Genomic DNA, 20,444 nt, shown 5'->3' with positions numbered 1-20,444 from the left:
AGGAGCTTCCGTCACATGTGACGGAAGCTCCTTTTTGCTTGTCATTTTAATGAACTTGTCGGTAAACACCGACGACCTTGCCTAGAATGGATACATTGCGTAGGATGATCGGATCCATGGAGGAATTTTCAGGCTGAAGCCTCACAAAATCTCTTTCTTTGAAGAATCGTTTCACGGTCGCTTCATCTTCTTCCGTCATGGCGACTACGATCTCCCCATTGTTGGCGGTTTGCTGCTGCCTTACGATGACGAAATCCCCGTCGAGGATACCGGCTTCGATCATACTGTCACCCATGATTTCCAACATGAATGTATGCTCGTCAGCAGGAGCCATTCTTTCCGGGAGAGGAAAGTACTCTTCGACATTTTCAACCGCTGTGATCGGTTGACCGGCTGTGACCTTCCCGATGAGGGGAACATTCACAACATTATGGCGGGGGATCGAGTCTTCCACCAGGTCGAGGATCTCGATGGCTCTTGGCTTGGTCGGATCCCGGCGGATGAGGCCTTTGCTTTCGAGTCGGGCCAGATGGCCGTGGACAGTGGAGCTTGAGGCAAGTCCAACGGCTTCCCCGATCTCACGTACGGAAGGCGGATAGCCCTTTTCTTTTACGGAGCTTTTGATATATTCCAAGATATCCTGCTGCCGTTTGGATAGTTTTGTCATAGTCACGCACCTCAATCTATCGATCTTATGTTCCCATTATAACATGGGGTTGGGAACGATACAAACATAAGTTCGAATTTTTGATTGACTCCAAACGGATGTTCGTATTATGATGGATACAACAAATAGAACAAACATTCGTATGGAGGGGAACATTATGGCAGGAAAACTTTGGGCGAATTACTCATATATACTCGTATTTTTTGGTTTGGCACTTATGGCATCAATCTATTTCATTCTTCAAATGGGAGGCGGAGTATCTTATCATAGTATCGAGGTGCAGGATGGCGATACGCTCTGGACCATCGCAGAGGAATACAGCAGCGACTCTTCCATGTCCACCGATGAATTTATCAAGTGGGTTGGAGAAAGGAATAATCTTTCCACTTATACAATTTCTGCGGGTGATTCACTGGTGCTTCCAGTCGAAAAGAAGCTTGGGATCAACGGGGATTATCAGTATGTCATGAACGAGGAATAGAGGGGTTTTTTAATGAATGCAATCATCTACTGTCGGGTGAGTACGAAGAAAGATACACAGGAAACATCACTCGAACGTCAGGAAGAAGAGCTGTCCAAGCTTGCGCTGGAGTATGGGATGCAGGTGACATCGGTCATAAAGGATCAGGCAAGCGGTTATGATCTTGACCGGCCCGGCGTCCTCGAGATGCTGGACATAGTTAGGGATCAGTCGATCGATGCAGTGTTGATCCAGGATGAGACGAGGATTGGAAGGGGCAATGCGAAGATCGCACTGATTCATTGCCTGTTGAAAGAAGAGGTCAAAATCATCAGTCAATCCCACAGCGGCGAGCTCCACCTTTCGGACTCCGACTCCATGGTCATCAATATCGTCAGCATGGTGGAAGAATATCAGCGCAAGCTGCATAACCTGAAGATCAAAAGGGGGATGAAAAGGGCAGTTGCGAATGGGTTCCGTCCCCAGAAGAATCTGAAGAACAAAGGGAATATCGAAGGCAGGGAACGAAAGGAAGTCCCCGTCGAAGAAATCGTCAGGCTACGAAAAAATGAGTTAACTTTTGCAGAAATTGCCGCTACTTTGCGTGGGTTCGGCTATGACGTTTCGAAGGCAACCGTCCATCGGCGCTATAAAGAACATATGGACTCCATTGATCAGGCGTAACCCTTGTCATCACCCTTTATATTTAGTAACATGTCGTTATACGTTACCGAAATCAAAGGGGTTTTATAGATGCTTTCAAAAGAAAAAATGAATCGTATCAATGAATTATCCAAAAAATCCAAGTCTACCGGGCTTTCAGCAGATGAAGCGAAGGAACAGACCAGATTGAGGAAAGAATATCTTGAGACGTTCCGTCAATCCATGAAAGGGACCATAGAGAATACCAGAATCTTTGATCCTGATGGGAATGAAGTGACGCCCAAGAAGATACAAGATATTCAAAACAAAAAGAAACACTGATTGTAAGTCAATACTGGATCACGCTGCCTTTTAAGCGTGGTCCTTTTTGATTATGTCGAATAAAAGAGGCAGTGGTGAATTCAGAATGGATATCAGTTTTAACAAAAAGAGAGACGTGGTATCATTCAAGATAGTTGTATAAACAGCCAAAGAAGATTAATATTAAGTAGAGATTGAAAAGGAAGGATGTCTGACATGTTTGATAAAACAGATCAATTAGCAATTAACACAATCCGAACGTTATCGATCGACGCGATCGAAAAGGCAAACTCCGGTCATCCGGGAATGCCGATGGGTGCAGCCCCTATGGCGTATGCCTTATGGACACGCTTCATGAACCATAACCCAAAAAATCCTCATTGGTTTAACCGTGACCGTTTTGTTCTCTCTGCAGGACATGGGTCAATGCTTTTATACAGCTTGCTTCATCTTTCAGGCTACGACGTTTCCATGGACGATTTGAAGAATTTCCGTCAGTGGGGAAGTAAAACACCTGGACACCCTGAGTATAAACATACAGCAGGTGTAGAAGCGACAACTGGCCCGCTTGGACAAGGAATCGCGATGGCGGTTGGTATGGCTATGGCTGAGAGACATATGGCAGCTACTTATAACAAAGAGGGCCACGACATCATCGATCACTTTACATACTCCATCTGTGGAGACGGAGATTTGATGGAGGGCGTTTCAGCTGAAGCCGCTTCACTTGCTGCTCACTTGAAATTGGGCCGCTTGGTCGTTCTTTATGATTCAAATGATATTTCCCTTGATGGGGAACTTGATAAATCATTCTCCGAAAGCGTCAAAGGACGTTTCGAATCCTACGGCTGGCAATATGTCCGCGTGGAAGATGGAAATGATCTTGAGGAAATCTCTAAAGCCATTGAAGAAGCACAGGGTGATACAAACCGCCCTACCATGATCGAGGTGAAAACGGTCATCGGCTACGGTGCACCTAATAAATCAGGTAAGTCTGCTGTTCATGGTGCTCCACTAGGGGAAGACGAGATGAAACTCACCAAGGACTACTATAAATGGACGTTCGATCAAGACTTCCATGTTCCGGATGAAGTCTACGCCCGTTTCGAAGAGAAAATCCAACAGGCTGGAAGTGAGAAAGAGGAAGCATGGGCGAAGAAATTCGTGGCATATCAAGATGCTCTTCCAGAGCTTTCTGCACAGCTTGAAACAGCCATCAGAGGCGAATTGGCTGAAGGATGGGATAAAGAAATCCCTGTTTACGAAGAGGGCAGTTCATTGGCAAGCCGTGCTTCTTCAGGAGACGTACTGAATGCCATCGCTAAAAACCTGCCGACGTTCATCGGTGGATCCGCTGACCTTGCGGGTTCAAACAAAACGAACATCAAGGGTGAAGCAGACTTCTCTGCAGAAGCGTATGATGGGCGCAACATCTGGTTCGGTGTCCGTGAATTTGCCATGGGTGCGGCTATGAACGGTATGGCCCTTCACGGCGGCCTGCAGGTGTTTGGCGGAACATTCTTTGTGTTCAGTGACTATCTGCGTCCTGCCATCCGTTTGGCGGCTCTGATGGGACTACCGGTCACATACGTATTCACTCATGACAGTATCGCAGTCGGAGAAGATGGACCTACGCATGAGCCTGTAGAACAGCTTGCTTCACTTCGTGCGCTTCCGAATCTATCTGTCATCAGACCGGCAGATGGCAACGAAGTAGCGGCTGCGTGGAGACTTGCTGTTGAGTCGAAAGATCAGCCGACCATGCTTGTCCTTTCACGTCAGAATCTGCCGACCATGAAGTCTTCTGCTGATAAAGCGTATAACGGTGTAAGCAAGGGTGCTTATGTAGCATCCCCAGCTGGTAAGGATCAGCCTGATGCGATTTTGATTGCTACCGGTTCGGAAGTGGGTCTTGCCATGGACGCTCAAAAAGCTCTTGAAAAAGACGGAATCAATGCATCGGTTGTCAGCATGCCTTCTTGGGATCGTTTTGAAAAACAATCTGCGGAATATAAGGAGTCCATCCTTCCGAAGAGCGTGAAGAAACGTCTTGCCATCGAAATGGGCTCTCCACTTGGATGGGACCGTTACGTAGGTGATGAAGGTGATATCCTCGCCATTGACGGATTCGGTGCCTCAGCGCCTGGAGAAAAAGTGATGGAAGAGTACGGATTTACAACAAATAATGTTGTGTCCCGTATTAAAGCCTTACTTCAAAAGTAAAACATCCTGAGCCGGCTCATCCATTGAGCCGGCTTTTTTAGGTGGTGTACATGATGGAAATCAAATGTGAACATCAAAAAGAGCGGAGCGCCTTCATCTCCCTTTTGATGCTTGCCGATGAATCAGAAGCTGCAGTAAGAAGGTATCTTGAAGATGGAGAAGTATACACTTTCTCATACGATGGAGAAATCGTGGGGATCATGCTCATAGTGGAATTGGATTCAACCATAATCGAGATAAAAAACATGGCAGTCGTAGCCTCATTCCGTGGAAAGGGGATCGGCCGGCAGATGATCGAGTCGATAGAAAAGAAGGTCAGGAATTCAGGATATCGTACCATCCTTGTAGGGACATCCAATTCGTCCATCGGCAATCTGATGTTCTATCAAAAATGCGGTTTCCGCTTCGAAGCCATCAAAAAGGATTTCTTCCTCGACTATCCCGAGCCATTCTATGAAAATGGAATAAGAGGGTTGGACATGGTGATGCTGAAAAAAGAATTGGTATGAAACGGCGATTCGACAAAACTAGTCCATCTTCTCAACAAATTCTGACAACTCCCCTTTCTATGTTTGGGTATACTGAATAGTATAATGGGAGGGGGAGTAACTGTGCGACGCTATCAGGTCTATTGGATTGCAGAGGAGTTTGCCCAGCATTTTTACGGTAGGGAACGGATGTTTCACCAGCTTTTCAACGAGATGGAGAGTTCCACCGGGGAACTGCACACCATCATTTCAAAACAAGTGGAGTATATTACAAGGCCGATTCCATACCTCCCGACGAGACGCTTTATACAAAATGAATTACTATCGGTACAAGGTTCCGGTTGGGACGATGATAGAGCCATGATCCAACAGGAGTCATCCGGGGTCTCTCTTGAATTAAAAGAGAGAGCGTTGACGATTCATGCATGGGGTCTGGATGAATCAGAGTATATTTTCTTTGAAATCCTAAGAAGACATATGGGATACTTATTGGCTGTAGATATCCAAAATGAACGTTTTGGATGGTTAAAGCCAATAAAACAAAGAAAATTTATATATTAATTAAGAAATTATGACAGAAATATTGTATAATCTTCTTTGGTTTAGTACACTTTTATAAGGACAACATGAAGGAGGAAGTAATCGTATGTCAACGACCGCTATAGCTATTCTGGTCGGCGTGATCGCACTGCTTGCCGGAGTTGCGCTAGGGTTCTTCATCGCTCGTAAGTACATGATGAGCTATCTTAAGAAAAACCCGCCGATTAACGAACAAATGCTACGCATGATGATGATGCAAATGGGACAGAAACCGTCTCAGAAAAAAATCAATCAAATGATGAATGCTATGAACAAAAACATGAAATAATCATCCCTGTTCGATGGGACTGAGATAAATCATTTCGCTACGTTTTATTGGAGAGTAAGACTTTTCTACTGGAATTGCTGTCAGATTGGTTTATCCGTTTTATCGCAAAAAGCCACTTTCCATCGGGAAGTGGCTTTTTTGCGGGAAGGAAAGGTGAAGGTTTGCTAAAATGATGGATTTCACAAATTAGGATGAATATCATTCTTCAACCAATTTGATTTGTGGTAAACTATAGTCCGGAGGTTGTTGTATGAAAAAATGGATGATTGCTTCACTTTCACTATTGATCTTCGCATCAGGATGCGCGAATAAGCCTTCTGAAGTTATTAATGATGAAACACTTGAAGCGCAAAGCAAGGCAGCCGGTAAGGCGAGAGAATATTTAACCTATAAGATTGATCAAGAAAAAAAGTCCGTCAATCGTGGACTGATCACGCAGACGGTGAATAACCGCAGCGATATGGATGAAATTGAAACGGGCTTGATGTCTCAGTCGATTAAACACTTTCCTCCCGATAAAGTGAACTATCAGGAAGGTCAATACCTGACCGGCATCAAGGATTGGATCAAACGTAAGTCTTCTTCAAACAAAACAGGTTTGAATCCTGAATTGGAGATAAAGGATGGTATGGGATGGGAGGACCAGGTGAAGCTCGAAAAGGACAACCCTGCCTATCTTGCTTACATACATGAACAGAACTACGTAGATTCTGATGGAAAGATTCAAGGGATCTCCCTGGGACTTGCCATGAACTCGGTCGATTATATCAGGGTGCAGGACAGTCAAAAGCTCATGCACTTTGACGAAAAGGAAATCAGTTCAAAAGAAATGGCTGCATATGGGAAAAAGGCCGCCGAAACGATCGTGAAACGAATCAGGAAAAACTCGAAATTAAAAGATGTTCCCATTATGATTTCCCTGTATAAACTTCAGCCGACCAATAGCGTCGTGCCCGGTAACTACTTCACCACGGCGTTCATCGATGGCAACGACAACTCAATCAAGAAGTGGAGTGACCTCGATGAAGAATACTATTACTTCCCAAGTGATAAAGGGGAAGAGAAAAACCGGGACTTGGCGAAGAACCTGTTGAACCTTGAAGACGAGGTATCCAAGTACTTTTCACACCAGGATATCAAACTGGTCGGTAAAGCACTGTATTCCGGCGATTCAATCAATAAGCTTGTGATCGAAGTGAACACAGGGATGGTCAAAGAGGCAGAACTGATTGGATTTTCTCAAGTGTTCGGCACTGAAATCGTGGATTATTTCCCTAATATCCCTGTGTATGTGTACGTTAAAACACCTAAAGGGGTCAAGGCCACGATGGTAAAAGAAGTGGACCAGGAACCGTTCGTCGACATTCAATGAGCATCTCTTCGGAGGTGCTTTTTTTTGAGCTGTAATCCGTGGCGCTTTCTTTTAAAAGACTATTTTTTTCGTTTATTACTGCCTGAGTATTTGGTAAAATAAAGAGTCTTAAGAAAATTATGGGGGAGTAGATATGAGGGTATTTTTAGATTTAAAGTGGTTTTTTCTCCAAGAGAAAAAGTCATATATCACCGGGATTTTAATCCTTTTGATGGTAGCCTTCCTGCAGTTGATCCCTCCTAAAGTCGTCGGGATCGTCGTGGACAGGATCAAGGACGGTACCCTGTCGCGTTCCGATATTATAAGGTGGATGCTGCTTCTTGCGGGAACGGCAGTGGCTATGTACGGGTTGAGATATGTGTGGAGAATCATGATATTCGGTTCAGCGAATCGACTTTCAAAACTTCTCAGGAACAAGCTTTATCACCATTTTACGAGGATGGCTCCTTCGTTTTTTCAGAAAAGGCGTGTTGGAGATCTTATGGCTCATGCCACCAACGATTTGCAGGCCATCCAGCAAACGGCCGGTTCGGGCGTATTGACCCTCGTTGATTCACTGTCAACAGGTGGATTCGTCATCATCGCCATGGCCTTCACGATCAGTTGGAAACTCACGCTGATAGCATTGATCCCAATGCCCTTCATGGCCATACTGACAAGTTACTATGGAACGCTTCTTCATAAACGTTTCCATAAGGCACAGGAAGCGTTCTCATCACTGAATGATAAGACTCAGGAAAGTGTGACTGGAGTCAAGGTGCTGAAGACATTTGGTCAGGAAAAAGAGGATATCCAATCCTTTAAGCGTGAGTCGGAAGACGTCGTGCAAAAAAATATGAGTGTGGCAAGGGTAGACTCATTGTTCGATCCCACCATTTCCATCATTGTAGGTCTTTCGTTTTTCCTTTCCATTGTATTCGGATCGAGGTTTGTGCTGAACGGTGAACTGACGATAGGAGAGCTCATATCATTCACAACCTATCTTGGTTTGCTCATTTGGCCGATGCTTGCGTTTGGTTGGTTATTCAATATCGTCGAGCGTGGGAGGGCTTCCTACGACCGGGTGTCGAGATTATTGGGGGAAGAAGTCGAGATTGCAGATGGAACAGTTAGGGAGCAGCCGAAAGGTGATATCGAATTTAACATCGAATCATTCGCTTTTCCAGGAGAAGAGCACCCCACTCTTAAAGATATCCACTTTACTTTGGCAAAGGGCCAAACCCTCGGGGTGGTCGGAAAAACCGGATCAGGAAAAACGTCTCTTCTGAAACTTCTACTCAGGGAATTCGAAGGCTATTCCGGAGAAGTTCACTTTGCAGGTCTACCAATTACAGCGTATACGCTTGATTCATTACGGCAATCGATTGGATATGTTCCTCAGGATCACTTCTTGTTCTCAGCGACGATCAAGGAAAATATCGCCTTCACTGATCCGCTGTCATCCATGGAGAAGGTGAAACGAGCCGCAGAGTCTGCCCAGATCCATCATGACATAGAAGGGTTCTCTCAAGGGTACGATACCGTTGTCGGAGAAAGGGGAGTCTCTCTTTCAGGAGGACAAAAACAGCGGATATCCATCGCCCGGGCATTGCTGATGGAACCGGAATTGTTGATACTTGACGATTCCCTCTCTGCTGTGGATGCGAAGACGGAAGAAGCCATCCTTACCTCACTGAGGAAGGAACGTGAAGGAAAGACCACCATCATTACCTCCCATCGCCTGAGCGCCATCGTTCATGCCGATCTGATCCTGGTCATGGATGGAGGCGCGGTGATCCAAAGGGGTAGACACGAAGAGCTGATGATGGAAGACGGCTGGTATAAGGAAATGTATCTCCGTCAGCAATTAGAGGATATTGTAGAATTTGGAGGGTGAGCAGATGGAACCGATACCTGCACTTAGCCCCAAGGATCAGCGAAAGATCTTTTTCCGCCTGATGGGGTATGCAACGCCGCATCGAAAGACGATTTATTTGGCTTTCTTTTTACTCTTATTAACAACGATCGGGGATGTGTTCGGTCCCATCCTCATAAAGGTGTTCATCGATGATTATCTGACACCGGGAGTCTTCCCATATGGTCCCCTTGTAGCGCTGGGCACGGGTTATCTCCTCATTCAACTGGGGAATGTCGTGGTCTCCTACTTCCAACTGCTAAAGTTCCAGGAAATCGCCCTGAAGATCATCCAGCAGCTTAGGGTCGATGTGTTCACCAAAGTCCAAGGGCTTGGGATGAGATATTTTGATCGTACTCCTGCAGGCAGCATTGTCTCGAGGGTCACCAATGATACGGAAGCGATAAAGGATATGTTCGTAAGCGTCCTCGCTTCTTTCATCCAGGGAGGATTCTTGATCATCGGTATCTTCATTGCTATGTTTGTCCTCAATGCAAAGCTTGCAGTCTTTTGTTTGTTCATCCTCCCTGTATTGATCTGGATCATGAGCCTGTACAGGAAGTATAGCTCCGTATTTTATCAAGATATGAGGGAGAGACTGAGCCAGTTGAACGCAAAGCTGAGTGAATCTCTTTCCGGAATGTCCATCATTCAAATATTCAGGCAGGAAAAGAGGATGAGGGAAGAATTCGGCGAAACCAATGAACAGCATTTCAATGCGAATATGAGAAATATCAAAGTGGATGGTCTTCTTCTGAGACCGGCTATCGACCTGGTCTATGCAGCGGCCCTGATGGTCGTATTGACCTATTTCGGGGTGGCCTCATGGGATCGTCCGATTGAAATAGGGGTTTTGTATGCATTTGTGAACTATCTGGATCGTTTCTTTGAACCAGTCAACCAGATCATGATGAGGCTCAGTCTGTTCCAGCAGGCCATCATTGCTTCAAACAGGGTGTTCACCCTTCTGGATGAACAAGAATTGAATCCTTCCCAGGGAAAAGACGGGCAATCGTTGAAAGTCAGCGATGGGAAGATTGTGTTTGATAACGTATCTTTCTCGTATGACGGGAAGCAGGATGTGTTGAAGAACATCTCGTTTACAGCAAACCCTGGGGAAACAGTAGCGCTCGTCGGTCATACGGGAAGTGGAAAGAGCTCGATTATCAATCTTTTGATGAGATTCTACGAATTCGAGCGGGGGAGGATCATGATTGACGGAGAGAGCATCAAGTCATATCCCGTTCAAGAAATAAGAAAGAAGCTCGGGCTCGTCTTACAGGATCCTTTTCTATTCTATGGTGATGTGAAAACGAATATCCGGTTGTACAATGAGCAATTGAGTGATGAAGAAGTAAAAGCGGCAGCGGAATTCGTCCAGGCAGACAGCTTTATCCGAAACCTACCGCAGGGGTATGATGATCCTGTGGTCGAAAGGGGCTCGACGTTCTCAAGCGGTCAGCGGCAGCTTATCGCCTTTGCACGCACGATTGCCACCAAACCGAAAATCCTTATATTGGATGAAGCGACGGCGAATATTGATACGGAAACGGAAGAAGCCATTCAGGGAGCACTCTCCAAGATGAGAGAAGGACGCACGACCATTGCCATTGCCCACAGGCTTTCCACGATTCAAGATGCCGATCTGATCCTTGTCCTCCATAAAGGGGAGATCGTCGAGAGGGGAACCCATAAGGAATTACTGGACGGTAGAGGAATCTATCACAAAATGTATCTGCTCCAGAATGGGATGGTTGAAGGAATGGAAGATGCCATGACCTGACGGGATTCAAACAGGCAGCCCTGTCGGGGCTGCCTGTTTTTTTCCGTATATTAGAATACTATTAATCAAAAATTTTAATGGGGATGGCCGGCTCAATGAAGGACAACAGCATTTTTTATGTATTGCGCATTATAACGGTTCAAGAGGCGATCGAGTTCCTGGCTGAACTGGATGGCTTGAGGAGACGTCAATCCATTCTCGGCGACGATGGCAATGAGTTGGGCGCGTTTGAGTTCAATTCGATCAAGTAGCTCTTTTTTAGACACGGCTGTTTCCTTTCTTTTGTATAACCTGACAAGGTCTATACAAAACTAGTAATAACTGTAACTTTTTTATTAGTATATCGAAAAACGAAGTTTTTTTCAAAGTAAAAATTCGTTTTTATTAAAAAGATAAGAGTCTTTAATGTTTTTGTTAACAATGCTTGTCCCCTGTAATCATACCGACATAAACCTTTCACATGAACATTTCTCATAAAGTTCATTTTTGTCTGATAGAATAGAAATATAAAATAAATATAAGGGGGATGTCAACTTGTCTGATGTAAATATTTTTCTTGCGTTCGGCGCCGGGGTCCTTAGCTTCATTTCCCCGTGCTGTCTTCCGCTCTATCCGGCTTTTCTATCATACATAACCGGAATGAGTGTAAGCGAGCTGAAAACCGAAAACGCCATGCTTCAAAAAAGGAGCCTGCTCCATACGCTGTTCTTCTTGATCGGCTTTTCCGTTATCTTTGTTGCCATCGGATTCACGTCTTCTTTTGTCAGTGGATTCTTCACACAATATCAGGATCTCATCCGGCAAATCGGTGCGATCTTCATTGTGATTTTCGGTTTGATGGTGATCGGTGTGTTCAAGCCTGAGAGTCTGATGAAGGAAAGGCGATTTGAATTCAAGAATCGTCCTGCCGGTTTTTTAGGGTCGATCTTGATCGGGATGGCGTTTGCTGCCGGCTGGACACCTTGCACGGGACCGATTCTAGCTTCTGTTATCGCGCTGGCGTCGAGCAATCCTGGGTCGGGTATGATTTATATGCTGGCCTACGTTCTCGGTTTTGCCATCCCGTTCTTCGTTTTATCATTCTTCTTGGGGAAAATGCAGTGGATCAGAAGGAATACCGGCCGGATTATGAAAATCGGCGGATACATCATGATTGTCGTGGGGATCATGCTATTTTTCGATTGGATGACCAGACTCCTTGGATACCTGATTTACGTCTTTGATTTCACAGGCTTCTAATCCTTTCCAATCTATGATATAGTGAAAGCGTTAAATTCCAATAAGTTACACATTTAGATAGAACAAGGAAGAAGGGTGGTGCGAAACGTGGCGGGCATTCTGATTGTGGACGATGCAAAGTTCATGAGGGTCACCTTGGGGAATATGGTACGCTCCGGAGGACATGTCGTGGTGGGGGAAGCAGAGAACGGACTCGAGGCGGTAGAGAAGTTCAAGGATCTTCAACCCGATCTTGTCACCATGGATGTCACAATGCCGGAGATGGACGGGATTCAAGCAGTGAAACGGATCATTGATGAATATCCAGGTGCTGTGATCATCATGTGTTCTGCCATGGGTCAACAACGTGTGGTAATGGACGCAATCGAGGCCGGGGCAAAAGACTTCATCGTCAAGCCCTTTGAAGAGAGCAGGGTCTTGGAAGCAATAGGGCGCATACTTTCGTAAGGGTTTACATAAAATACGGCTGAAGTGTTTTCGTTTTATGGAAGAATCATGTTATACTGATGATAAGCTAGAAAGTAGAAGATAAAGGATGATGATGGTTATGGTGATTGCTTCATCCATAGCAGCGATTCTTATGGGGTTCATGGTGATTTTTATCCGCACGAAAGCCCAAAAGAAACCAGTAAGCGCAAAAAAAATCATATTGCCTCCGGTGTTCATGAGTACAGGGGCCCTTATGTTCATATCCCCCTTCTTCAGGGTCCATCCTCCTCAAATCATAGAGGCGCTTTTCGTAGGAATGGTTTTCTCCATCCTATTGATCAAAACGTCCAAATTTGAGATCAGGGATGATGATATTTACCTTAAGCGGTCAAAGGCATTCGCATTTATTTTAATCGGGTTGCTGATTATCAGGATTGTCGGGAAAGTCTTATTGAGCACCTCCATCGACTATGGGGAACTAAGCGGTATGTTCTGGATCCTCGCATTCGGAATGATCGTGCCGTGGCGCATAGTCATGTATATCCAATATAAGAAGATCCATCAGGAACACCAGAGCTTCTCAACGATTTAAAAAAAAGGCTGTCGCAATCAGATGCGACAGCCTTTTTGTCATTTCCTGTCCTTCTTGATCTTCCGGTAGAAGAAGATTCCACCAGAAGTGAGGATGAGCAAATAAAGTAAAATCGGTAGTAGAAGGATCGGGCCCATATTCAAAACAGATGCCTGTATGGAGATGCATCGATTTCCATTTCATCCAGTTTCTTCAGAAGGAATTTATGATCCCTTTTCGGTGTCGCCATAATATATCCCTTGATGATCAGATCCTCCGATATATCTTCTGCATGTTCTGAAACGGCTAATTCCCCGATCTTGCCTGCTATTTTATGCTTCGCCACATCGCGGAACAACTCAGGTACCGGAGTGACGAGTTCATTGAGCATTTTCTTCCCATCATCATTCCATAGATGAATCGTTTCATTCACATAATGCTCTTCCCAGTCCATATCCGACTTTCCATCTTCCTTAGGAAAACGTTTAAGGAATTTTCTGAACATGAAAAATCCCCCGATGGCAAATGAGGCTGTGAGAAATACGACCCAAAACAAAATAAAGTAGAGAAACCATCCTTCAAGCACGTGATCACCTCAACATTTCGTGTATTCCCTTACATTATTATAATCAAGCTGGTGAAATGTGACAAGATGATGCGCAAAATTCGACGAATTGTATGATGTTCTCAATAAGAAATGATATACTGATGATAGCGTTCATGTAAATTCTTTCTAGTAATGACATTTTTTAATTTTTCGAAGTGTTAGGAGAAGGAGTCGTTCTGTGATGAGGTATCGGGGAAGGGTATCAATGACGTTGATCGGAATCATCTTCATTCTTATATGGGATATTGTTTACTACACCGAGATGAATCTGCAGATGGATGCGGTGTTAAATATCATGTCCTCATGCATCCTATTAATCGTCTTGTATTGGGCGGGCGGTTATCTGGATAAGAAATCAGAGAAAATAGCATCCTATAAAGATAGTAAAGATGAGATGAAGATCATCAATGAAGAGATGCAGCATGTGCTTCAAAGCATTGAAGAAGTTGTTTTTCATACAGACGCCAAGGGGTGCTTTCAATTTCTAAACCGATCCTGGGCGGAATTCAGCGGATATTCGGTGAAAGAAAGCCTTCAGAAAAATGCCCTTCACTTTATTTCTTTGCATGAGAGACATGAAGTGTTGCGTATGATCAGACAGCATATCGATCAGGGCAAACCAAAATTCAAAATGGATTTTTCCTATCAGAAGCGCGATGGAACACAACGCTGGGGAGAAATGAACATCAAGCTGAACTATGATCAGGCAGGCAGACTTGTGGGGACGGTGGGAACGATTTCCGACGTGACAGATCGCATCCATACGGAAGAAGAGCTGAAGGAGCTGAATGAAACACTGGCGATTGAATCGCAAAAGCTTTCAGTAGCCGGTCAGCTTGCTGCGGGCATCGCCCACGAAGTGAGGAATCCCCTTACTTCAATTAACGGGTTTCTACAGCTTATCAGGGATGATGCAGATGAAAAGACGAAGGATTATCTTGAAATCATCTTTTCGGAAATCAAGCGAATCGAATTGGTCCTGAGTGAGTTATTGATCCTCGCAAAGCCCCAGACCGTTTCATATCGCCATATTGATGTCAAAGAAACGCTTGTGCATGTGCAGAAGCTGTTGAACACCAATGCCATCCTCTATAACATCGATATCCGGACGGAATTTTCACCTGACGATCTCTTTATCAAAGGGGATGAAAACCAGTTGAAGCAAGTGTTCATCAACCTGATAAAAAACGGGATTGAATCCATGCCCAGGGGAGGGACCATCACGCTTAAAGGTCTGCTTAACAAACACAATAAGGTCGTATTGACGTTTGAAGACCAGGGTGTGGGGATGAAGCGGGATATCCTTGATAAGCTCGGGGAACCTTTTTTCACAACCAAAACGAAGGGGACTGGGCTGGGTTTGACGATCTGCCTCAGGATCTTGAGGGATCACCGGGCAGATGTCAGGGTGAACAGTGAACCGGGAGAAGGAACGAAATTTTTCCTATCCTTTGAATCTGCTGGCCCTCCCACTCGAAAAAAACGTGAAAAAGCTGATGCTCAGGCATCTGTGCGGTGAAAATAAGCACAGGAAAAAGGTCACTCTTAACACTTGGTATGAATTGAATATTCTTAAAATTATAACTTTGGAGAAATTAGGAAATATTCCTTTACTTCAGCTCTGGCCCCATGATACTATACATTTTGTGGAGTTTACACAATGTTCCAGTGCAGGTTCAGGCATTTGAAGAACAGAGTGTAACACCTTACATATGAATGTACGAGAGGGGAAACAAACATGAAAAAATGGTTGATTGCAGGATTGGGACTTTCACTTGCACTTGTCGGTTGTTCCAATGCCGATGAAGACAAAAAGGAAAGCACAAACAAATCAGAAGAAAAAGCAGACGCTAAAGGCGATCTAATGGATTACTACTTGAACCTTACCACAACTGTAAATGGTGTGGATGGAGATTTAAACGCCTATGAGGGTGCGATTGCAGGCGAAGAGCCACCTAAAGGCGATGAGCTCAAAACCCTTCAAGACGCTGCTGCTGCATCTGCTTCAGAAACAGCCACAGCAGTAGAAGGTATGGACATACCGAAAGAACTTGAAGACCAGAAGGCAGACTTGGAGAAATTCCAATCTACCCTAGCTGAATCCTACAAAATGAAGTCGGAAGAATTGGCGAAAGATGATGCCAATACAGAAGAAGCCGATAAGAAATTCACGGAAGCAGAATCTCAAATCTCCAAGATCCTTGAAGATGAAGGACTATCAAGCCCAAGTCTTGCAACAGATCTTAACGGTTAATACAGAAGGGACCTCCTATTACAGGAAGGTCCTTTTTTTTGTTTCAAGGGTACCTTCAATCTGCAAAGCTTCCTATAGTAAAGGAAAGGAGGTGCTCAAGATGGATGCGTTCATTTCATTCATATCGGAAGTCGGCTTTCCCATCGTCGTAACCATGTATCTGCTGTATCGGATCGAAACCAAGCTAGATGCTGTCATTACCTCGTTGCAGACGCTGCCCGACCGGATGAAGGATTGAAAAGGGGGGAGTGACCCCCTTTTTGTTATGGCCTCCGGCTGATAGTGGGACAGGGACTTGTCCTGTCTGATATAATTTGAGGTAACAGATTACGAGAAAGGAAGAGATCATGTGAAGTTCATACATACTGCCGACTGGCATCTGGGCAAGCTTGTACACGGTATCTATATGACAGAAGAACAGCGCTACGTCCTGGACAGGTTCGTTGAGCTTGTAGAGGAGGAGAAACCGGATGCCGTCGTCATCGCCGGTGATTTATATGACCGCAGTGTCCCTCCGACAGAAGCAGTCGAGCTGCTGGATGAAACCTTATACAAAATCAATGTGGATCTGAATACCCCCATTGTGGCCATTTCAGGTAACCACGATAGTGCAGAAAGGCTGTCATTCGGTTCTTCGTGGTATAAACATAGCGGTTTTCACTTGAAGGGGAAGCTGACGGACGATTTCACCCCTGTGACGATCAACGGGGTGAATTTCCACTGTGTACCTTACTGTGAGCCTGGTACGGTCAAACATCGACTCAAGGATGAACGTATCACTTCTCATCATACGGCCATGGAAGCGATCGTATCGCGCATCAAAGAAAATCTGGGGGATGGACCCAATGTACTGGTCGGACATGCTTTTGTACTTGGCGGCCAAACCACTGATTCAGAAAGAATATTGTCAGTGGGAGGTTCAGGGTGTGTCGGGGCTGAATTATTTGATGCCTTCGATTACACGGCCCTGGGGCATCTTCACAGTCCTGACGCCATTAAGCATGATAAAATCCGCTATTCGGGATCTTTGATGAAATATTCATTTTCCGAAGCGGCCCAAAGAAAATGCGTCACCATTGTTGAGATGGACCATGATGGGGAATTTCAACTGAAAGAGAAGATCCTTAAACCCCGTAATGATATGAGGGAACTGGAAGGGTATCTGGATGAGCTCCTCGATCCTGCTTTTTATACAGAACAGGAAGTGGGGGATTACCTCAAAATAACCCTGAGAGACCAGGGAGCCCTGATCGACCCCATCAATAAATTGCGTCAAGTATATCCAAATGTCCTTCATCTGGAACGGAAGATTGAACGTAAAGACGAAAAAAAGAAGCAGCTCGTACGTCTACAGCAGCATAAACAGACATCGGGTATCGACCTGTTCAAAGACTTTTATAACGAAATGACCAGCAGTGAATTCACTCATGAAAAAGAAGTCCTCATCCAAAAGGTCCTGGAGAAAGCCACAAAGGAGGTTGAATCACGATGAAGCCATTACAGCTGACCATGCAGGCTTTCGGTCCCTATGCATCCAGGGAAGTCATCGACTTCAGGGAACTGGAGAATCGGACGATGTTTGTCATCTCCGGTAAGACGGGTGCTGGAAAGACGACGATCTTCGATGGGATTTCATATGCCATATACGGAAAAGCAAGTGGGGAAGACCGCAGTCCCGTTGATCTGAGAAGTCAATTTGCCAAGGAAGAAGAGTTGACGGAAGTGGAGCTTCTATTCACCTTGCGTGGAGAAACCTATAGAATATGGCGTTCCCCCCAGCAAGAGAAAAAGAAGGCAAGAGGAGAAGGATTCACGACCATGAATGCACGCTCCGAGCTTTATCGACTCGGTGGCGATGGTGATGAGCTGCTTGCAGCAAATGTGCGTGAGGTAGATGAAAAGATCCGCAGTATGATTCAACTCGATGCCAACCAGTTCCGTCAAATCCTTATGATTCCCCAGGGAGAATTCAGGAAGCTTCTCACTTCGGATAGTAAGGATAAAGAAATCATTCTTCAAAGGCTTTTCCATACTGAATTGTACAGAGCCGTCCAAGAACAACTGAAGGAAGAAGCCGACCTCCTCAAGAATCGGGTATCGTCCTCCGTCGAGGATCGCACCCGGGAGCTTTTGAACATTCGTTTTGTTGACAATGAAAGCATGCGAGAACTGCTCCTCTCCGATCCCCTGAAGGATCAGGCCATTATGGAGCTACTCCCTCCCCACATCGATTCATTGAACGAGTCAAAGGGTAAGATCGAAGTGAAACTGGTGAAAATTCAAGAAAAAAGGGATGCCCTCCAACGGGAACTTGCCGAGGCCAAGTCACTGGTCGAGCAGTTCAATTTAAAAGAAACCCTCCTCCGGAAGAAAGGAGAACTGGAAGGGGATAAACCCCGTATAGAGCAGTTGGAAAGGGAAATCAAACTGGCCAACTATGCGGCTCTCCTGGTACAGCAGGATGATTACTGTAAAAAACTGAACAAAAAGCTGAAAGCGGAAGAAGACATACTCCAGCAGCTTACGGACACGAAGAAACAAATTGATGCCCGTCTCGTAAAGGCCAAAGCGTATTTTGAAGAAGAGGCAAAAAGACAGGAAGAGCGTGATCGGGTGGCACGTTATGTGCTGGAGCTTGAAGGAATGGAAAAACAGGTCCAATCCATCGATGATCTTCAAAGGAACACAGCCAAGTTGAAGCAAGAACAGGATCAGTTCCTTTACAATGTCCATACCACAAAAAAACAGGCCGACGGTGTCAGGGAAGGGATGAAAGAACGGGAGGCTGAGCTTGAAAAGGAGGATGAACTGTTTAAAGAGATTCATGGTGTCGAAGAGACTATTCGTGAGAAGAAGGAAAAGCAGGACCTCTTAGAAGAGTTGTCCAGCCTTTTTCAAAAAGAAGAAGCACTATCGAATTCAGTCAGGGCACTCAGGAGGGACCAGGCTTCGAACGATGCCCGTTTGTCCGATGCACGGTCCACCTTCCTATATCTTGAGGACAAACGCAATTCCGCTCATGCAGACCGGCTCTCGGCTCTGCTGGAAACGAACCAGCCCTGTCCGGTCTGCGGGTCCCTTCACCACCCAGAACCTGCAAAAGGTCAATCAGAATTACCTTCAGAATCGGAGTTGGAGGCAGCAAGGGAAGCAAAGGAAGCCCTCGAGGAAGTGAAAGGGAAGATCTCCATCGAAATCGGCCGGGAAGAAGGCAGGCTACAAGGAATCCAGGATCAGTGCCGGGACAGGTCTGAGCGCTTGAAAGAGCGGATGGGTCCATTTGAGCGGGATGAAATCCAAGTGAAATCACAGGAGAATCGTGAAGAAATCCAGCACCTCAGCTTAAAACTGAACCACTTGAAATCACGTGAAGAGAGGGTGAGGGTCCTTAAAGAGGAAGTGAAACATGAGAGAGGGAAGCTTGAAGAACTCCAAGAGGTGATCATAGACGCTGAGAATCAACTGGAAAACGCAAAATCTGCGTATGTTTCCTCTCATGCGAAACTGGTGGAGATCACCTCCTCTATACCGGAGAATCTTCGCTCCCCTGATGCATTCAGGACCGAACTATCCAAAGCCAAAAAACAAAAAGAAGAGCTGCAACGCGCTCATGAGCAGGCCCAAGAAGCCTTTAACAAACTTCAAAACGAAGAACAGATTAAACAGGGGCAGATCTCGGATAAACAACAATTGCTCACTTCCTTGCAGGAAGAAATGAAGGAAGAAAGGCAACATTTCAAAGATATGTTGGATAAGCAGGGCTTCAAGGACTATGGTGCATATATAGAAGCCAAAAGAAACGAAGAACAAATCCTTCATCTTACTGATCAGGTGAGAAAGCACGGAGAAGAAATGCGGTCGGTCCATGATCGTCTGTCTGACCTCATGAAGCATCTTGATGGGAGGGAACGGCCTGACCTCGAGTCCTTGAATCAAAGCCTCATCTTCTGTACCGAAGAATGGAAAACGGCCAATCAAGAACTTAATCGCATGCAGACCGATATATCCCAGAATGAAGGAATCTTTCACCGGGTCAATGACATCAATGCAGGAATCAAGGAACTCGAGGCACAATATCTTACCGTGGGTCACCTGGCGGAAATCGCCCGTGGACAGAACACGAATCGTATTACGTTTGAACGGTATGTACTCGCTTCCTTCCTTGAAGATATCTTATTGGTGGCAAATGACCGACTGAGGAAGATGACTTCGGGCAGATATGAGTTGATCAGGAAAAATGACAGAAGTAAGGGGAACGTGCAGAGCGGGCTGGAACTGCTCGTATTCGACCAGTTCACAGGACAGGAGAGGCATGTGAAGACCTTATCTGGTGGAGAGAGCTTCAAAGCGTCCCTCGCACTGGCGTTGGGGCTTGCCGATATCGTTCAACAGCATGCCGGGGGAGTGTCCCTTGAGACCATGTTCATAGATGAAGGATTCGGTACCCTGGACCCTGAATCACTTGATCATGCCATTGAAGCTCTAATGGATATTCAAAGCAGCGGAAGACTCGTCGGGATCATTTCACACGTTCCTGAATTGAAGGAACGCATCGATGCAAGACTTGAGGTCATTTCTTCCCAGAATGGGAGCCACACAGAATTCAGGATTTCAGGATAGGAGGAT

Annotated in this window: 21 protein-coding genes; 18 read left to right on the top strand and 3 right to left on the bottom strand. The window is 45.4% G+C overall.

Annotation, left to right across the window (positions count from 1 at the left end; all coding sequences use genetic code 11):
* Positions 1 to 46 precede the first annotated feature (46 nt).
* Positions 47 to 667 (bottom strand): transcriptional repressor LexA, encoded by a 621-nt coding sequence (lexA, locus tag AF331_RS05885; protein ID WP_053427197.1) that lies wholly within the window; start codon positions 665 to 667, stop codon positions 47 to 49.
* A gap of 109 nt (positions 668 to 776) precedes the next feature.
* Here lexA and yneA point away from each other — a divergent pair, with 109 nt between their 5' ends.
* From yneA to AF331_RS05835, 10 genes are all read left to right on the top strand, one after another.
* Positions 777 to 1,148, top strand: a complete 372-nt coding sequence (yneA, locus tag AF331_RS05880) for a cell division suppressor protein YneA (RefSeq protein ID WP_082346773.1) — start codon at positions 777 to 779, stop codon at positions 1,146 to 1,148.
* Between the two features lie 12 nt (positions 1,149 to 1,160).
* Positions 1,161 to 1,811, top strand: coding sequence for a YneB family resolvase-like protein (locus AF331_RS05875; RefSeq protein WP_053427195.1), 651 nt, complete (start codon positions 1,161 to 1,163; stop codon positions 1,809 to 1,811).
* A 69-nt stretch (positions 1,812 to 1,880) separates the two neighbouring features.
* Complete coding sequence (locus AF331_RS05870; RefSeq protein WP_053427194.1) at positions 1,881 to 2,111, top strand: DUF896 domain-containing protein; 231 nt, start codon at positions 1,881 to 1,883, stop codon at positions 2,109 to 2,111.
* 195 nt (positions 2,112 to 2,306) lie between these two features.
* Positions 2,307 to 4,313, top strand: coding sequence for a transketolase (gene tkt, locus AF331_RS05865; RefSeq protein ID WP_053427193.1), 2,007 nt, complete (start codon positions 2,307 to 2,309; stop codon positions 4,311 to 4,313).
* A gap of 53 nt (positions 4,314 to 4,366) precedes the next feature.
* The gene (locus tag AF331_RS05860) at positions 4,367 to 4,822 is read left to right on the top strand and encodes a GNAT family N-acetyltransferase (RefSeq protein ID WP_053427192.1); all 456 of its coding nucleotides are present in this window, start codon (positions 4,367 to 4,369) and stop codon (positions 4,820 to 4,822) included.
* Between the two features lie 102 nt (positions 4,823 to 4,924).
* The gene (gene sirA / locus AF331_RS05855) at positions 4,925 to 5,362 is read left to right on the top strand and encodes a sporulation inhibitor of replication protein SirA (RefSeq protein WP_053427191.1); all 438 of its coding nucleotides are present in this window, start codon (positions 4,925 to 4,927) and stop codon (positions 5,360 to 5,362) included.
* 85 nt (positions 5,363 to 5,447) lie between these two features.
* A complete protein-coding gene (locus AF331_RS05850) occupies positions 5,448 to 5,669 on the top strand; it encodes a YneF family protein (RefSeq protein ID WP_048003937.1) in 222 nt (73 codons plus the stop codon).
* A 250-nt stretch (positions 5,670 to 5,919) separates the two neighbouring features.
* Entirely contained in the window at positions 5,920 to 7,041 is a 1,122-nt protein-coding gene (locus AF331_RS05845) for a CamS family sex pheromone protein (protein WP_053427190.1), read from the top strand.
* Positions 7,042 to 7,174: 133 nt separating this feature from the next.
* Positions 7,175 to 8,917, top strand: coding sequence for an ABC transporter transmembrane domain-containing protein (locus AF331_RS05840; protein ID WP_053427189.1), 1,743 nt, complete (start codon positions 7,175 to 7,177; stop codon positions 8,915 to 8,917).
* A gap of 4 nt (positions 8,918 to 8,921) precedes the next feature.
* Entirely contained in the window at positions 8,922 to 10,718 is a 1,797-nt protein-coding gene (locus AF331_RS05835) for an ABC transporter ATP-binding protein (RefSeq protein ID WP_053427188.1), read from the top strand.
* A gap of 92 nt (positions 10,719 to 10,810) precedes the next feature.
* Here the strand turns inward: AF331_RS05835 and AF331_RS21790 are convergent, their stop codons facing one another.
* Positions 10,811 to 10,984: an aspartyl-phosphate phosphatase Spo0E family protein gene (locus AF331_RS21790; RefSeq protein ID WP_079516015.1), complete on the bottom strand. Its 174-nt coding sequence runs from the start codon at positions 10,982 to 10,984 to the stop codon at positions 10,811 to 10,813.
* A 268-nt stretch (positions 10,985 to 11,252) separates the two neighbouring features.
* Here AF331_RS21790 and AF331_RS05830 point away from each other — a divergent pair, with 268 nt between their 5' ends.
* The 3 genes from AF331_RS05830 (at position 11,253) to AF331_RS05820 (ending at position 12,978) form a co-directional block, all read left to right on the top strand.
* Positions 11,253 to 11,957 carry a cytochrome c biogenesis CcdA family protein gene (locus tag AF331_RS05830; protein ID WP_053427187.1) on the top strand — a complete coding sequence of 235 codons (705 nt, stop codon included), beginning with the start codon at positions 11,253 to 11,255 and terminating at the stop codon, positions 11,955 to 11,957.
* Positions 11,958 to 12,044: 87 nt separating this feature from the next.
* Positions 12,045 to 12,404, top strand: coding sequence for a response regulator (locus tag AF331_RS05825; RefSeq protein ID WP_053427804.1), 360 nt, complete (start codon positions 12,045 to 12,047; stop codon positions 12,402 to 12,404).
* Between the two features lie 94 nt (positions 12,405 to 12,498).
* Positions 12,499 to 12,978 (top strand): CcdC family protein, encoded by a 480-nt coding sequence (locus AF331_RS05820; RefSeq protein ID WP_053427803.1) that lies wholly within the window; start codon positions 12,499 to 12,501, stop codon positions 12,976 to 12,978.
* Positions 12,979 to 13,117: 139 nt separating this feature from the next.
* On the opposite strand, the gene AF331_RS05815 is transcribed toward AF331_RS05820, so the two are convergent.
* Complete coding sequence (locus AF331_RS05815; protein WP_053427186.1) at positions 13,118 to 13,543, bottom strand: DUF2621 domain-containing protein; 426 nt, start codon at positions 13,541 to 13,543, stop codon at positions 13,118 to 13,120.
* Between the two features lie 226 nt (positions 13,544 to 13,769).
* Here AF331_RS05815 and AF331_RS05810 point away from each other — a divergent pair, with 226 nt between their 5' ends.
* The 5 genes from AF331_RS05810 to AF331_RS05790 all read left to right on the top strand — a co-directional run bounded on the left by AF331_RS05810 (position 13,770) and on the right by AF331_RS05790 (position 20,438).
* Positions 13,770 to 15,083 (top strand): ATP-binding protein, encoded by a 1,314-nt coding sequence (locus AF331_RS05810; RefSeq protein ID WP_159642138.1) that lies wholly within the window; start codon positions 13,770 to 13,772, stop codon positions 15,081 to 15,083.
* A 219-nt stretch (positions 15,084 to 15,302) separates the two neighbouring features.
* Complete coding sequence (locus tag AF331_RS05805; protein ID WP_053427184.1) at positions 15,303 to 15,818, top strand: hypothetical protein; 516 nt, start codon at positions 15,303 to 15,305, stop codon at positions 15,816 to 15,818.
* Positions 15,819 to 15,918: 100 nt separating this feature from the next.
* Positions 15,919 to 16,056 (top strand): YvrJ family protein, encoded by a 138-nt coding sequence (locus AF331_RS05800; protein WP_048004508.1) that lies wholly within the window; start codon positions 15,919 to 15,921, stop codon positions 16,054 to 16,056.
* Positions 16,057 to 16,167: 111 nt separating this feature from the next.
* Positions 16,168 to 17,310, top strand: a complete 1,143-nt coding sequence (locus AF331_RS05795; RefSeq protein ID WP_053427183.1) for an exonuclease SbcCD subunit D — start codon at positions 16,168 to 16,170, stop codon at positions 17,308 to 17,310.
* The gene (locus AF331_RS05790; protein WP_053427182.1) at positions 17,307 to 20,438 is read left to right on the top strand and encodes an AAA family ATPase; all 3,132 of its coding nucleotides are present in this window, start codon (positions 17,307 to 17,309) and stop codon (positions 20,436 to 20,438) included. The genes AF331_RS05795 and AF331_RS05790 overlap by 4 nt, the downstream gene beginning before the upstream one ends.
* The last annotated feature ends 6 nt before the right edge of the window (positions 20,439 to 20,444 follow it).

The sequence above is a fragment of the Rossellomorea marisflavi genome (genome assembly GCF_001274775.1).
Taxonomy (GTDB): domain Bacteria; phylum Bacillota; class Bacilli; order Bacillales; family Bacillaceae_B; genus Rossellomorea; species Rossellomorea marisflavi.
This window is presented reverse-complemented; position numbering and strand designations above follow the sequence as displayed.

Coding starts and splice junctions, on each gene's coding strand:
- lexA (WP_053427197.1), bottom strand. CDS start 667: ATGACAAAACTATCCAAACGGCAGCAGGATATCTTGGAATATATCAAA.
- AF331_RS05820 (WP_053427803.1), top strand. CDS start 12,499: ATGGTTATGGTGATTGCTTCATCCATAGCAGCGATTCTTATGGGGTTC.
- tkt (WP_053427193.1), top strand. CDS start 2,307: ATGTTTGATAAAACAGATCAATTAGCAATTAACACAATCCGAACGTTA.
- AF331_RS05860 (WP_053427192.1), top strand. CDS start 4,367: ATGGAAATCAAATGTGAACATCAAAAAGAGCGGAGCGCCTTCATCTCC.
- AF331_RS05850 (WP_048003937.1), top strand. CDS start 5,448: ATGTCAACGACCGCTATAGCTATTCTGGTCGGCGTGATCGCACTGCTT.
- AF331_RS05800 (WP_048004508.1), top strand. CDS start 15,919: ATGGATGCGTTCATTTCATTCATATCGGAAGTCGGCTTTCCCATCGTC.
- AF331_RS05870 (WP_053427194.1), top strand. CDS start 1,881: ATGCTTTCAAAAGAAAAAATGAATCGTATCAATGAATTATCCAAAAAA.
- AF331_RS05805 (WP_053427184.1), top strand. CDS start 15,303: ATGAAAAAATGGTTGATTGCAGGATTGGGACTTTCACTTGCACTTGTC.
- AF331_RS05835 (WP_053427188.1), top strand. CDS start 8,922: ATGGAACCGATACCTGCACTTAGCCCCAAGGATCAGCGAAAGATCTTT.
- AF331_RS05810 (WP_159642138.1), top strand. CDS start 13,770: ATGACGTTGATCGGAATCATCTTCATTCTTATATGGGATATTGTTTAC.
- AF331_RS05875 (WP_053427195.1), top strand. CDS start 1,161: ATGAATGCAATCATCTACTGTCGGGTGAGTACGAAGAAAGATACACAG.
- AF331_RS05790 (WP_053427182.1), top strand. CDS start 17,307: ATGAAGCCATTACAGCTGACCATGCAGGCTTTCGGTCCCTATGCATCC.
- AF331_RS05840 (WP_053427189.1), top strand. CDS start 7,175: ATGAGGGTATTTTTAGATTTAAAGTGGTTTTTTCTCCAAGAGAAAAAG.
- yneA (WP_082346773.1), top strand. CDS start 777: ATGATGGATACAACAAATAGAACAAACATTCGTATGGAGGGGAACATT.
- AF331_RS05845 (WP_053427190.1), top strand. CDS start 5,920: ATGAAAAAATGGATGATTGCTTCACTTTCACTATTGATCTTCGCATCA.